Below are 14,284 nucleotides of genomic sequence, written 5' to 3'. Positions count from 1 at the left end.
TCTCGGCACCATCGGATTCGGTATCCTCGGCGCCTCCGAACGCCGATATCAGGTTCAATCTGGTGATGCTCGTCGCCGGCACGCTCGTTCCGGTGCGCGATCCGCGAGCGCGGCCCGTTCTCGGTGTGGGGGCGGCGCGAGCAGCGATTGTCGGAGTGTTCGCGGCGGTCGCGGGCCTTTCGCCGGTCCGCCTGTTGAGCACCGGTCACGGGGCCATATACGCCGTACTGATCGGTTCGTCGTCGGCGGCGCTGGTGCTGCCGATCCTCGATGCGCTAGGGCTGCAAGGCAAACCGCTCCTCGAGCTCACCACACAGATCGCGATCGCCGATACTGGCCGTTGGTGATCGACGTCGGAGACGCCGACCGAGCCGCACTCGGCGCATCGGCCGTTCCCCCGGCCACTCTGCTGGTGTTGGTGGTGTTGCGCGGCGGGCGAACGCGATTGCGTTTGTGATTGTGGTCTGGTCGCGTCCTGCCTCCAGCGCCACGTCCCGGTGCGGCTCCCGCCGACCGTCGCCGAAGTTTCGTTCGCCAACTGGGCCGCCCAAGGTCGGTCTGGCGTGGATCGCGACGGCCGCTGTCGGTACGTCGGGCGTGGTAACGGGCTGCGATGGCTGTCGGTTGCACGGCCCGAGCGGTGTCGGTGTCGACCCCACGAGTACCGTGCGGTTTCGATTCAATTTGCGCTGTGGGCACAGCCGTTTTCCGGACACCGACACCGATGATCGCTTCCGCGACGACATCGGAAGGAGCCTGATCGTTCGCCCGCCGACCCACGAATAATGTTGGGCGACAATGGAAGTACCGCGAAAGACATCGAAGCCTCGCCGAGACCGGACTGGACGGCTTCCTCACCGGGCGACCCCGGAAGAACACCACATCGGACACTCCACCTCGATCGCCGAGCGGTCAGGACGTCAAGTCAATCGGGCCGGGGAGCACCCCCGGCCACTTGCCACCACGACAGCCTCTAGCATCTGAGCAGCGAGAATGACGTAATGACAGACGATGGCCCATGAGCAGTCCTTGCTCGGTCGTCCGAGGCCAGCACCGCACAGGCGACGAGAGCGCGGAGTAACCGTGGGGCCGGCTCGAGTCTGCGCCCACACCCACTTGTGGGTGGTGATCAGGCGCTTACGCCCGATCCGGTCCGACAGGCGCGCCAGTCACCGTTTGGCCCGCAATCCGAACCCCGAGACAGAAGGCGAACAACAAGCCGGTCTCACGGCCGCGCGACAGCCGAACCACACGTCACGGGACGAAGCGGTAGCCCATCGCGAGCTCGGTGATCAGGTGGCGCGGCTGGGCCGGGTCGTCCTCGAGCTTGCGCCGCAGGCGGCCCAGATATTCGCGCAGATATTGGGATTTGCCCTCGGCGGCGGGTCCCCACACCTCGGTCAGGAGCTGGCTCTGGCTGATCAGCTTGCCCGGGTTGCGGATCAAGACCTCGAGGACACGCCATTCGGTGCCGGTGAGATGGACTGCGGGCGTGACGGTGTGGGTAGGAAGGTCCACGGTGTAGCGGCCGATGTGGGCGACCGGCACGAAATCGGCCGGGACGGAGCGTCTCTGGAGCGCTCGGATCCGGGCAAACAGCTCGCCCATGACGAACGGCTTGGTCAGGTAGTCGTCAGCGCCGACGTCGAGGGCCTCGATCCTGTCGTCGGGATCGGAGCGGCCGGACAAAACCAGGATCGGGACGTCGGTCCAGCCGCGCAGGCCGCGGATGATGTCCAGTCCGTCCATGTCCGGCAGGCCGAGGTCGAGCACGATCAGATCCGGGTGGAAGTCGACGGCGATGCGCAGAGCCGCCGCCGCGTCGACCGCGGTCATCACGTCGTACTTGCGGGCCCGCAGGTTGACGGTGAGTGCCTCGAGCATCCACCGTTCGTCGTCGACCACCAGGATCAGGGCCATGGGTCCCCCTGGGCCGCTGGGACCGTCACGGTCATGGTCATGCCCCCGCCGGGGGTCGGACCGGGCACGATGGAGGCCCCCATCGCTTCGGCAAGGCCGCGAGCCAGCGCCAATCCGAGCCCGACACCGTTGCCCTGGTGCCGGTCGCCGAGCCGCTGGAAGGGCGTGAAGATGCGTTCGTGATCCGCGGGGTCGACACCGGGACCATGATCGATCACCTCGATCCGGACCGTGCCGTCGCCGTTGTCGGCGGTCGTGACGGTCGGCGGCCGGTCATCGGGGCTGTAGCGCAGCGCATTCGCGATGAGGTTCACCAACACTCGTTCCAGCAGCATGGGATCCGTATGCACCGCAGGCAGATCGGGCTCGATGTGGACGCGCACGATATCGGGCGGGACATCGAGATCACCGAGTACGAGGGGCATAATCTCTTCCAGCGCGATCGGTTCCAGTCGCACACCGAGCACCCCGGCCTGTAGCCGGCTCATGTCCAGCAGGTCGGTGACCAGCCGGTCCAACCGGCCCAGTGATTGCCGCGCCACCTCGAGCAGGACAGCCTGGTCCTCGGCGGAGAACCGAACCTCGATGTCCTGCAGGCTGGTCACCGCGGCCAACGCCGCCGCGAGCGGCGTGCGCAGGTCGTGCCCCACGGCGGCCAGCAATGCCGTCCGCATCCGGTCGGCCTCCTCCACCGGAGCCAACACCGCCGCCCTCTCAGCCAGCCGCTGCTGGGACAACGCGATGGCCGCTTGGGCCGCAACGGCTTCCGCGACCTGGCGCTCGGAGGCACCGAGGGTGCGCCCGCGCAACACCAGCACCAAGCTCTCACTCGCTCGCACATCCGCGTCACCGGCGGACGGCGCGGTGGACGGGCGGTCACCGGCGGTGGCGACGATCCTCCAGTTCTCGGGATCGTGATCCACAACCTGCTCCTCCACCGCGTCTTCCCGGCGCTCGAGCAGCGTGACCGAATCCATCGCGAAGGCTTCCCGGACCTGTTCGAGAAGGGTCGGCAGTGCCGCCGCACCGTGCAGAACCCGCCCGGCCAGCGAGGAGAGCAGCGCCGACTCCGCCCGTGCCCGGGCCGCCTCCGCGGTGCGCCGGCCGGCGAGCTCGACGGCCGCGCTCACCGCCACCGCCACCAGGACGAACACCAGGAGCATGACGATGTTCCGCGGATCGCGGATCTCCAGATTGTGCGTGGGCGGCGCCTGGAACCAGTCGAGCAGGGCGAAGCCGAAAAGCGCTGCCAGAGTAGCCGGATACAGCCCACCGACGAGCGCGACACCGATGACCGTGCCGAAAACCACCAGGGTGGAGGTACCGAGCGGGAACCCGGCGGCCAGCGCACCCGCCATGACCAAGGGCAAGCCGAGCACGGCCAGCGCCGACCCGATCAGCCTGCGGCGCAAGCTCGAGGCCGGCGGCGGGCGCCAGATACCGCGCGAACGCCCGACCGCCTCGTGCGGCACGAGATGCACGTCGATGGCGTCGGACCGCACACTGATACTGGTGCCCACGCCGGCAAACAGCCGGGAGGCGATCGGCCCCCGCCGACTGGCGCCCAACACCAGCTGGGTCGCGTTCACGGCACGCGCGAATTCCAGTACGGCCGTGGGGATGTCGTTGCCGATGACCTGGTGGTAACTGCCGCCCAGGTCCTCGACCATACGGTGCTGGCGAGCCAGATGCGCCGGACCGGCATCGACCAGCCCGTCGCTGCGCACCACGTGTACGGCCAGCAGGTCCGCGCCGGTGGTGCGTTCGGCGATGCGCGCCGCCCGGCGCAGGATGGTGTCCCCCTCGGGTCCCCCGGTCAGCGCGACGACGATCCGCTCGCGGGCTTCCCAGGTGTGGGTGATGTCGTGTTCGGCGCGATAGTCGTCGAGCTGGTCGTCGACTTTGTCGGCCACCCAAAGCAAAGCCAATTCCCTGAGCGCGGTGAGGTTTCCGGTGCGGAAGTAGTTCCGCAGCGACGAGTCGATCTTCTCGGGGGCACACACGTTGCCGTGGGCGAGCCTGCGGCGCAATGCCTCCGCGGTCATATCGACCAGCTCGACCTGCTCGGCAGCCCGCACCACCGCGTCAGGAACCGTTTCCCCTTGTGCCACACCGGTGATGCGGGTGACTACGTCGTTCAACGATTCCAGGTGCTGGATATTGAGCGTGGACAGCACGTCGATGCCCGCGCGCAGCAGTTCCTCGATGTCCTGCCAGCGTTTGTCGTTCCGGGATCCCGGCGCATTGGTGTGGGCCAGCTCGTCGACGACCACGACCGTCGGTGCCCGGGCCATGATCGCGTCGACATCCATCTCGGTGAACTCGGAACGGCGGTACCGCACCGTCTTTCGCGGCACCACCTCCAGTCCGTCGAGCATGGCGACAGTGTTCGGGCGGCCATGGGTCTCGACCAGCCCGACCACGACATCGGTGCCGCGCAAGAACCGGCGGTGTGCCTCGTCGAGTGCCCGGTAGGTCTTTCCCACCCCGGGGGCGGCTCCGAGATAGATCCGGAGTCGCCCCCGCGGCGTGCGCTGCGCCGCGCCGGGCGGCGAGATATCGCTCATCTAACCGAGCGCACCGTCTGCCAGGGGACCCAGGAACAGCGCGGGCAGGAAGTTGAGCAACGCCAGGATCAAGGCGGCGCTGGTGGCCAGCACGACGAACGTGACGCCCTGGGCGCGCAGCGTGCCGGCGGTCGCCGCCATCGGCCGCTGCCCCACCAGCCGCCCGGCCAGGGCGAGTACGAACACCATCGGCAGATAGCGGCCGATGAGCATGCCCGCGGTCATGGTGAGGTTGTAGAACGTGGTGTTCCCCGTCAGGCCGGCCATCGCACTCCCGTTGCCCATCACGTTGCTGGTGTAGGCGTACAAGATTTCCATGAAACCATGGGCCCCGGTATTGCCCATCCCGGCACGCCCGGCCGGGGTCGCGATCGCGATCGCGGTCAACGCCAGGATCGCGGTCGGCGCGACCAGGGTGTAGGCGACCACCAGGCGCATCTCCGGAAACCCGATCCGCTTGCCCAAGAACTCCGGGGTGCGCCCGACCATCAGCCCGCCCAGGAACACCGTAACCAGCAACACCATGATCAGCCCGTACAGCCCGCTGCCGGTGCCCCCCGGCGCGATCTCGCCGAGCATCATGGCCGCCACCAGCACACCGCCGCCGAGACCGTTGAAACTGTCGTAGGAGGCGCCCAGCGCGCCGTCGGCCGTCGCGGTCGAACTCACACCGAACAGGGTGCTGCCGGGTACACCGAACCGCTGCTCGGTTCCCTCGACCGGCCCGCCGACCGCCTGGGACACCGTGCTCTGGTGGAACTCCTGGGCCAGCACGCCGCCGGTCAGGAGCAGGCCGAACAGGATGACCACGACGACCAGCAGGGTCCAGCTCAGGCGCAGATTACCGGCCATGCGGCCGAAAGTGCGGATGAAGGCGGTGGGGATGAGCAGCATCAGCAGAATCTCGACGGCATTGCTCAACGCGGTCGGGTTCTCGAACGGATGGGTGCTGCTCGCGTTGAAGAAGCCGCCGCCATCACCGGTCATCAGCTTGATCGGTTCCCAGGATCCGATCGGGCCGCCGATGATCGTCTGACTACCGCCGGTGAACGTGGTCGCGGCCTGGGCGCCCGCCAGATTCTGTTCGACGCCCAGCCCGATCAGGATCAATCCGAAGATCACCGCCAGCGGCAGCATGATCCGGAAGATGCTGCGCAGCAGATCGACCCAGAAATTGCCGACCTCACGGCCGCTGTGCCGGACCAGCCCGCGTACCAGGGCCAGCGCCACACAGATGCCGACCGAGCCCGAGGCCACACCCTGCACACCCAGGCCTGCCATGACCGCCAGATGCCCGGTGGTCGTCTCACCGGCATAGTTCTGCCAACTGGTGTTGGTGGCGAAACTGACCGAACTGTCCAGGGTCAGTTGCCAGGACATTCCGGGGTGTCCCAGCGACCAGGGCAGCCACCCCTGCAACCACAGCAGCAGGAACAGCACCACGATGCCGACCACCGAGAAGGCGGCCATGGCGATCAGGTAGCCGCGCCAATCCTGTTCCCGGTCCGGGTCGATCCCGCACAGCCGGTACATCCGGCGTTCGATGCCGAGGTGTGGGCCGCCGTCGAGGGCGCGGGCCATGTAGTCGCCGAGCGGGAAGTGCAGTGCCAGGACCGCACCCAGCACGACAAGTGCTTGTAGCCAACCGAACACGTCTACGACTCCCGATCCAGCGCGCGGTTGAGTTCGAGCACGTTCACCGCGGGCTCCCCCAGAAATCCGAGGGCCCGGCCGGTGGTGTGCGCGGAGACGAGCGCCTGCACGCGCTCGAGGGGAAGGTGGCGCTCCCGGGCGACTCTGGGCGCCTGCAGCTTCGCGTACGACACGGAGATGTCGGGATCCAGGCCGCTACCGCTCGCGGTCACCGCGTCCGCGGGCACCGCGGGGACGGCGGGTGCCGCGCCCCGGACCGGAATGATCAGTGCGGCCGAATAATCGGTGGCCGGGGTCGCGCACTCGACGGTGACGCCCTCGTAGTTCTGCACGAAAGGTGTTGCCGGACAGGCCTGATTCAGGCTGACCACCCGAACCACATTGCCGGTCAATCCGTTCGCGCGGAACGCCCCCAGCACCGCACCGACGCCGTCGGCCGTGCAGTAGGGCCGCGAGCCGTCGACACCCTCGAGGTCCCCGACGGCCTTGCTGCGCGCGCAGACCTGGGTCAGCAGACCCTGGCTGCCGGACTTCGGATCCGACGAGGTGGGCAACGTGTCGACCACACTCTCCCCGCCCAGATTGCCGGCCCCCGAGGCGGTCGGGTCGTAGCCGTTGGTGCCGGCCGCCGACGGCCGCGGCTGAAAGTACTTCGGTACCGGATTGCCGGCGGCATCGGTGAAGTTCTGGCCGAGCAGGGAACTGCCCGACAAGTGCCCGTTCACCTGGACCAGCGAACCGGCGGCCCGATTGCCGAACGCTTGCGCGATACCGGTCATCGCCAGCGGATACACCAGTCCGACGGTGAGGGTGAGCAGGGCGATCACCCGCAGTCCGGCCAGATGCTGGGCGAGCCATACAGGAAGTCGAGTCATGTCACATCCCCGGAATCAGGGCGACCGCGAGGTCGATCAGCTTGATGGCCAGGAACGGCGCGACCACACCGCCCAGACCGTAGATCCACATATTGCGAGCCAGCAGCGCCTGCGCACCGGACGGCCGGTAGCGCACGCCGCGCAATGCCAGCGGGATCAGCGCGACGATGATGATCGCGTTGTAGATCACCGCGGACAGGATCGCCGACACCGGACTGTGCAGGTGCATCACGTTGTAGCGCGAAAGCCCCGGATAGATCGCGCCGAACATGGCGGGCAGGATCGCGAAGTACTTGGCGATGTCGTTGGCGATGGAGAACGTGGTGAGGGCGCCGCGCGTGATCAGCAACTGCTTGCCGACCTCGACGATCTCGACGATCTTGGTCGGGTCCGAGTCGAGGTCGACCATATTGCCGGCTTCCTTGGCCGCCGACGTCCCGGTGTTCATGGCGACCCCGACGTCGGCCTGGGCCAGTGCGGGCGCGTCGTTGGTGCCGTCCCCGGTCATCGCGACCAGCCGGCCGCCCGCCTGCTCGGCGCGGATGAGCGCCAGCTTGTCCTCCGGTGTCGCCTCGGCCAGATAGTCGTCGACACCGGCCTGGTCGGCGATCGCCTTGGCGGTCAAGGGATTGTCGCCGGTGATCATGATGGTACGGATGCCCATCCGGCGCATGGCATCGAACCGTTCCCGCAGACCGGGTTTCACCACGTCCTCGAGCCGGACCACACCGAGTGCCCGGGCCGGTGTGCCCGCGATGTGCTCGGCGACCACCAGCGGGGTGCCGCCGGCCGCGCTGACGGCGTCCACGATCTCGCCGACCTCGGCCGTCGGGTGTCCGCCGTTGTCGCGCACCCAGGCCATCACCGCCGTGGCCGCGCCCTTACGGATCCGCCGAGTTCCGATGTCCACACCGGACATCCGGGTGACTGCCGTGAACTGCACCCAATGCGCGGCGGCGATCGTCCCGGGCTCACGCTCGCGTAATCCGTACGCCGCCTTCGCGTACACGACCACGGAACGACCTTCGGGCGTTTCGTCGGCGAGGCTGGCGAGTTGCGCCGCCTCGGCCAGTTCGAGCGCGGAAGCCTTTGCCACCGGCAGGAATTCGGTCGCCTGGCGATTACCGAACGTGATGGTGCCGGTCTTGTCGAGCAGCAGCGTGTGAACGTCGCCGGCCGCCTCCACCGCGCGACCGGACATCGCCAGGACGTTGCGCTGCACCATGCGGTCCATGCCGGCGATACCGATCGCCGACAGTAGCGCCCCGATGGTGGTCGGGATCAGGCACACCAGCAGGGACACCAGTACCAGCACCGAGATGCCGTTGTGGCCGACCGCGGCCGTGTCGTGTGCGGCCGGCATCACGGTCTTGGCGAAGATCGCCATCGGCTGCAATGTGACCGTCGCCGCGAGGAAGACGAAGGTCAGGGCGATCAGCAGCAGGTTCAGGGCCAGCTCGTTGGGCGTCTTCTGCCGCTGCGCGCCCTCCACCAGAGCGATCATCCGGTCCAGGAAGCTGTGGCCGGGCTCCTGGACGATGCGGATGAGCAGCTGGTCCGACAGCACTCGGGTGCCACCGGTCACCGAGGACCGGTCGCCGCCGGACTCCCGGATCACCGGCGCCGACTCCCCGGTGATCGCCGACTCGTCGACACTGGCCGCGCCCTCCACCACGTCGCCGTCCCCGGCGATCAGCTCGCCGGCCTGCACCAGCACGATGTCGCCGCGCCGGAGGTCGGCCGCCGGAACCTCTTCCAGTGGAAGGGTTTCCAGGTCGTCACCGGGCTCCCAGTTCACCACCCGGAAGGCCACCGTCTGCTTGCGGGTGCGGCGCAGGGTATCCGCCTGCGCCCGGCCGCGGCTCTCGGCGACCGCTTCGGCCAGATTGCCGAAAAGCACCGTCAGCCACAGCCATACCGTGATCAGCCAGCCGAACAGCGACGGACGGTCCACGGCGATGGCGGTGGTCAGGACCGCGCCGACCTCGGTCACGAACATCACGGGATTACGCACCAGGACGCGCGGATCGAGTTTCCGGAACGCTTCGGGGAGAGCGCTAACCAATTGCCGCGGACGCAGCACCCCACCGGAGACTCGGTGCGGCTGTGGCTGTGCCACGTGCGCGCTTCGCCGCGGCGCGCCGGTCGTGCCGAGGGTCATCAGAACCACTCCACCCGGCAGAGTGCGACCACCAGGTAGGCCATCAGCGCGAGCCCGATCACCAGGCCCAGCATGTTCTCGATTGTCACAGCGTTGTCACCAGATCCTCGGTAGCGAACCATCGGACCGGAATTGAACGCCGATCACGAACCCACCGACAGCGCTGTTGACGCCGTACCATTGCCGCTCGCGGTCATCCTGCCGGAATCCATTCAGGTAGCGCCCTACATCACGTGGTCGCCCGCATGGATCGAATCTTCGGTGAAGCTGGTCGACTCGGCGCGACGATGCCCGAGGGCAGGCTCGAGCCGAGCACGCCAGCGCTACGACGGCGGCCGGTCCGGGAGTAGCTCGGGGAGCTCGCTCGTCATGGCAGGTCGCCGGCGGCGGTGAAAGTTGCCGAGAAGCGGTTGGGAACCCGGCTCGGGCACTGAGCACGCATCGGGCCAACGGCTCGTGACACCTCAGCAGACGCTAGGGAACCGTCAAATCGGTTCCGAGATCCTTGCGGCGGTGGTCCGGATCGGGTTGCATCGAGATGTGATCACCCCCGTGCTGTCCGGACCGGAGCGTTTCGGCTTCGGGTCCGAGGACGAGCCGCCGAGTCCGCGTCCGCGACTCCGCGTGTCCTGATCACCTCACATCGCGACCTCCGATCGCAGTCCGCGATACCGCGAATCCACTAACCGCTGTGCGCCTTCGACCCTGTATGGGTGAAGGCACACGCCTTCTTCCGCTTGGAGCGTCATGTCCGAATACTCCTCCGCGCCCCGCACGGTCCTGGTGACCGGCGTCGACGACCGACTGGGCTACGCGACGGCACAGCAGTTGGTAGCCGACGGCGACACCGTCCTCATGCTGCCTCTCGACGAAGTCCGCGGCGAGCAAGCAAAGGCGCAGTTGATCGCCGACGGCGCCGACCGGCGGCGCCTGCGGATGGCGCATGCCGACTTCTCTCGACTCTCCGAAGTGGCCGCTCTGGCAACGCAACTCGCCGACACTCTGCCCGCACTGGATGCACTGATCAATGCCGCGTCGATCCCCGCTCCGCACGGGCGCACCCACACCGAGGACGGCCACGAACTGACGTTCCAGGTCAACTATCTGGCCCCATGGACGCTGACCATGGCATTGGCCCCCGCCATCGCCGCCGCCCGCGGCCGCGTCCTCAACGTGACCTCACGCCTACACCTCGGCGGCAACATCGACTACTCCGATCTCGACCGCAGACACGGCTACTACACACCGCTCGCGATCTACGCACAGTCGAAACTGGCCATGACCATGTTCACCCGCTCCCTCGCCGAGACCGGCCCCGCAGGCCTGACCGCGATCGCCGTCGATCCGTGCGACTTCGAAATCGATCTGCCGCAGCTACGCAGCCACGCCGTCGAATCCCTCGCCTCCGCTGCCGTGCTGCTCACCGCCCTTTCAAACCGCAACATCCCGGTCGTCAACGGCGGCTACTACGAGTGCGAGCGGCCAGCGGCGCCCGCATCCCAGGTCCGCAACTCCCGCGCCTGGTCACGGCTGTCCGCGTGGACCAACGGACTCACTCGGGCCGCCTGACCGAACGAATCCCCAGTGCTGCGACGTGCACCGGAGAAGCGTTCCGCCCGCCGGCCCTGCCCCCCCCGGATCCGCGGCGCCGCAAGGCCCCACCGCGCCGGGCCAGCATGGCCTCGACCGAGTCGCTCGAGGTCTTCGGCCCTGCCCACGATCAAGACCGAACACATCGGATCGAGTTCGTAGGTCAGGCCCCACCCCGTTCCTGCGGGACCAGAGCTACTCGAGACAGGGGCGGGGGCATGATCCCCGCCAGGATCGTGTGCCCGGTCATAGGGTCGGGGATGCATCGGCCGTCGCAGTGCTGCACGACATCATCACCGCATCGAGGACGGGGTCGAGGTGTGAACTTCCCGGGCTTGTCCAGATATCCAACGTCGAGGATGTGCTGCCCGAGGCGCAAAAATCCTGACGGGCGGACAGGCGAGGCCACTGACGGTCGATGCTGGTGACGGTGAGTCGGAACCTGGCGCCGGTCTAGAGTCCAGTCACCGACTTCTAGGCGCTGTGGGACAACAGGGGCCGGAGGTCACCGGGACCGGGGTCTTCGGCTCCCTGCATACACGCCCGAGGCCGGAGCAGTGTGAACAGGTGAGCGATGTACTACGACCCGCCCCCTGGCCCGGGCCAGGCGGTTCTTTCGCATCGGCCCGTGCGGTGCGGGTGTTTCTGGTCGACGACGAACCACGGGTGCTGCGCGCATTGACCGAGATGATCGACGCCGACCCTGGACTGGAGGTGGTCGGCACCGCCGGCACGGCGGAGACAGCGTTCTTCCGGATTCTGGCGGCGCGACCGGATGTGGCCGTGGTCGATATGCGGTTGCCCGACGCCACCGGCCTCGATTTGTGCGAAGACCTGAAGTTCATCGACGGTCGTGCCCCACGCTGCATCATCCTCACCGCCTACCCGAATGAGCACGACCGGTTTCACGCCGCCCGCGCCGGTGCGGCATACCTGGCCAAAGACCTCACCGGTATGGACCTCATCGCCACCATCAAAACCCTCACCGCCCACGCCCCGGCCGAGGAATAACGCGCCCGCACGCCCCACCGCACATCAGCCCGCCGCCGGGCCGCGCTGGGGACAAACCCGAACCGGTCGTGACTGCGGGGGACCGTCTCTGGGCCGCCGACGCGGTCGTCCGGGTGTGGGGTGGTGACGAACCATGTGTATGCGCGCCCGAGATGTGCAGATCGGGCACACCTACGTGGTCCTGGTCCCCCGCCGCCTGCCGATCGCCCGCTACCCCGACCGCGAGCTACCGGGCAGCCCGATGTGGGTGGCCAAACTGTTGGCCGGCACCCGGTTCCAGCTCACCGTCACCAGCGTCGACCCCCACACGGACCCGGTGACCGTGGAAGGGCTGCGGCTGATCGAACGCGCCTACACCGATATCGCGCTCACCGACACCCAAGCCACCGACCTCGGACTGCCGTGCCGGCAGGGCTATCGCGTCGTGGGAATGCTGGTCGACCACACCGGCCTGCCGGCCCGCTTGCCGGCACTGGAAACGATCCGTGTCCCGGCGCGGTGGCTACGCGCAACCGACGACCCCCGACTGGACCACGACACCCACCGCGACGCCGACCAGTGGCCATACATGTGAACCACCACGCGAGCAGAACAGCTACACCCCGCATGGCGCATCTCCGGCCGAGAGCTTGGGATCGGCCGGCGATTCGGGGAATGGTGTAGCGTGGCCGGCGATTTCCCGGCTGGACACGGTGCCGGCGTGAGAGGACCAGTGGCAGGGCTCCCTCGCCGGCACCGGGCCTTCCGGTCCCTCGATTCCCCGGCTCAATGAGGAATCCCGAGGGCACAACAAGCCGGCTTGGGCAAACCGGCCCGCGGAAACCCGTGGCACACACCAAAACATCGGCGAGATCGCCGCCCCGACAGCGTGTGATGTTGTGGCGCTCCACAACCTAGCGCATGGCACCCAGCGAGCAAACCCATAGCCTGCATATTTCGAGTCACCACACCGCCACCACCGCACACCGGTTCGTAGCCGCGCACGATCGACGGTCATGCCCTACGGTGAGCAACCGGGGCCCGGCGGATCCGAGCCGCCGGACCCTCCTCGCCCACCGCGATTTACGTAGCGACGGTGGCGTCCCTCAGCTCACCGTGTACGACTGGTATCACCCGCAACGTCGGCTGCCGCGCTGCCGAAGAAGTTGCAGAGCGGTCCGAGGAAACCGAGCGGACCGGTGCATCCCATACCGGATTGCACTGCGATTCCGATGGGTCCCGACAGACCCGTGGCCACGGTGGTGGGGGTGCCGCCACTGGCCGGGACCGAAACCACTGTGCCGTTATCGACTTCGGTGAGGTAGAGGGTGTTGCCTGAGACCGCGATGCCGAAAGACCTCGGCAAACCCGTGGTCACGGTGGTCGGGGTGCCGCCACCGGCCGGGAGGGACACGACGGTGCCGTTGCCACCTTCGATCACGTAGAGGGTGTTGCCGGACGCCGCGATGCCGATTGGCTGCAACAGGCCCGTGGCCACGGTGGTGGGGGTGCCGCCACCGGCCGGGAGGGACACGACGGTGCCGTTCCCGGATTCAGCCACGTAGAGGGTGTTGCCGGAGACCGCGATCCCGAATGGATCCGACAGGCCCGTGGCCAGGGTGGTGGGGGTCCCGCCGCTGACCGGGAGGGAGACGACGGCCCCGGTGTTGACGACGGGGACTTCGGTGACGTAGAGAGTGTTGCCGGAGACCGCGATCCCACTTGGCCGGTCGAGGCCGGTGGCCAGGGTCGTGGGGGTGCCGCCGCCGACCGGTACCGAAATCACCGTGCCGGCAGCAACATCGGTGACATACAGGGTGTTGCCGGCAACGGCGACTCCCCACGGTTGGCGGAGTCCGTTGGCCACGGCGGTGGGGGTGCCGCCGCTGGCCGGGACCGAGGCGACGGTGCCGTTGTAGCTTTCGGCAACATACAAGGTAGCTGGTGCCGCCGATCCGGTTCCTGATCCGCTTGGTGGGGCAGCAGCAGCACCCGCGGTGGCGATCACAAGCGCGAGCGCTCCGATGCCCGCTGCGGCGCAGGCTTTACGAATCCATTTGCGGGGTACGGATTTTCGTGCCGCACCCGATTGCTTGGTGAAGCGCAGTTTCATATCGAATCTCCCTCCACAACGTTACGAACAATCGATTCCTCACGGCCTCCAACAAACGAACAGCACGGCCTCGCTCGCCTACCCGGCATTCCTGAACGGCAGAAAAGCAATCCCTCGGAGCGGGCTCGGTGACAAGCCGACCCGCAGGTGCCGCCGGAAACGCGCACCGCAGACGAGGTCGCAATAGTTCATACCACCCGCACCGGCCAGCCTGAGCGCGACATTCGATGACACGCGATAAAGAAAACTCTGCACCGAGAAGACGACAAGAGGCAGGCGGCGGCAGGCGCCGCCCCCGCACTCCGAGCCGATTCTCGTCCGTGTCGGCCGCGCGTAGGTGGTACGACCTCACCAAGACTGCACAGCGCAGGAGCCCAGCAGCGCCCGCGCATTGGCAGGACAGCGATCGAGAGCC

At 67.7% G+C, this 14,284-nt stretch carries 10 protein-coding genes; 4 read left to right on the top strand and 6 right to left on the bottom strand.

The genetic code is table 11. The annotated features are described in order from the left end of the window. Positions 1-62: 62 nt before the first annotated feature. A complete protein-coding gene (locus NA3_RS21140; RefSeq protein WP_157126582.1) occupies positions 63-347 on the top strand; it encodes a hypothetical protein in 285 nt (94 codons plus the stop codon). A gap of 907 nt (positions 348-1,254) precedes the next feature. On the opposite strand, the gene NA3_RS21135 is transcribed toward NA3_RS21140, so the two are convergent. From NA3_RS21135 to kdpB, 5 genes are read right to left on the bottom strand one after another with little or no spacing between them, the layout of a single operon-like run. Further along, positions 1,255-1,920 (bottom strand): response regulator, encoded by a 666-nt coding sequence (locus NA3_RS21135; protein WP_062965312.1) that lies wholly within the window; start codon positions 1,918-1,920, stop codon positions 1,255-1,257. Next, positions 1,911-4,487, bottom strand: a complete 2,577-nt coding sequence (locus tag NA3_RS21130; RefSeq protein ID WP_062965311.1) for a sensor histidine kinase — start codon at positions 4,485-4,487, stop codon at positions 1,911-1,913. The genes NA3_RS21135 and NA3_RS21130 overlap by 10 nt, the downstream gene beginning before the upstream one ends. Beyond that, complete coding sequence (gene kdpA / locus NA3_RS21125; RefSeq protein WP_062965310.1) at positions 4,488-6,140, bottom strand: potassium-transporting ATPase subunit KdpA; 1,653 nt, start codon at positions 6,138-6,140, stop codon at positions 4,488-4,490. It abuts the gene before it with no gap. 2 nt (positions 6,141-6,142) lie between these two features. Beyond that, on the bottom strand, positions 6,143-7,015 hold the full coding sequence (locus NA3_RS21120) for a potassium-transporting ATPase subunit C (RefSeq protein ID WP_062965309.1): 873 nt from the start codon (positions 7,013-7,015) through the stop codon (positions 6,143-6,145). Position 7,016: 1 nt separating this feature from the next. After that, positions 7,017-9,176, bottom strand: a complete 2,160-nt coding sequence (kdpB, locus tag NA3_RS21115) for a potassium-transporting ATPase subunit KdpB (RefSeq protein ID WP_062965308.1) — start codon at positions 9,174-9,176, stop codon at positions 7,017-7,019. A 747-nt stretch (positions 9,177-9,923) separates the two neighbouring features. Here kdpB and NA3_RS21110 point away from each other — a divergent pair. From NA3_RS21110 to NA3_RS21100, 3 genes are all read left to right on the top strand, one after another. After that, a complete protein-coding gene (locus NA3_RS21110; RefSeq protein ID WP_062965307.1) occupies positions 9,924-10,745 on the top strand; it encodes an SDR family NAD(P)-dependent oxidoreductase in 822 nt (273 codons plus the stop codon). 588 nt (positions 10,746-11,333) lie between these two features. Next, a complete protein-coding gene (locus tag NA3_RS37740; protein WP_218021874.1) occupies positions 11,334-11,777 on the top strand; it encodes a response regulator transcription factor in 444 nt (147 codons plus the stop codon). Positions 11,778-11,916: 139 nt separating this feature from the next. Further along, positions 11,917-12,351: a hypothetical protein gene (locus NA3_RS21100; RefSeq protein ID WP_062965305.1), complete on the top strand. Its 435-nt coding sequence runs from the start codon at positions 11,917-11,919 to the stop codon at positions 12,349-12,351. Between the two features lie 516 nt (positions 12,352-12,867). On the opposite strand, the gene NA3_RS21095 is transcribed toward NA3_RS21100, so the two are convergent. Then, positions 12,868-13,692 (bottom strand): NHL repeat-containing protein, encoded by an 825-nt coding sequence (locus NA3_RS21095; RefSeq protein ID WP_062965304.1) that lies wholly within the window; start codon positions 13,690-13,692, stop codon positions 12,868-12,870. Between the last annotated feature and the right edge of the window lie 592 nt (positions 13,693-14,284).

It is taken from the genome of Nocardia africana NBRC 100379 (genome assembly GCF_001612635.1).
Lineage (GTDB): Bacteria > Actinomycetota > Actinomycetes > Mycobacteriales > Mycobacteriaceae > Nocardia > Nocardia africana.
The sequence above is the reverse complement of the archived record's forward strand: the minus strand, read 5'-3'. Positions and strand labels throughout refer to the sequence as shown.

Bases quoted from the DNA above. Each gene is read 5' to 3' on its own strand.
- NA3_RS21110 (WP_062965307.1), top strand. From the start codon at position 9,924: ATGTCCGAATACTCCTCCGCGCCCCGCACGGTCCTGGTGACCGGCGTC.
- NA3_RS21100 (WP_062965305.1), top strand. From the start codon at position 11,917: ATGCGCGCCCGAGATGTGCAGATCGGGCACACCTACGTGGTCCTGGTC.
- kdpB (WP_062965308.1), bottom strand. From the start codon at position 9,176: ATGACCCTCGGCACGACCGGCGCGCCGCGGCGAAGCGCGCACGTGGCA.
- NA3_RS21135 (WP_062965312.1), bottom strand. From the start codon at position 1,920: ATGGCCCTGATCCTGGTGGTCGACGACGAACGGTGGATGCTCGAGGCA.
- NA3_RS21130 (WP_062965311.1), bottom strand. From the start codon at position 4,487: ATGAGCGATATCTCGCCGCCCGGCGCGGCGCAGCGCACGCCGCGGGGG.
- NA3_RS21120 (WP_062965309.1), bottom strand. From the start codon at position 7,015: ATGACTCGACTTCCTGTATGGCTCGCCCAGCATCTGGCCGGACTGCGG.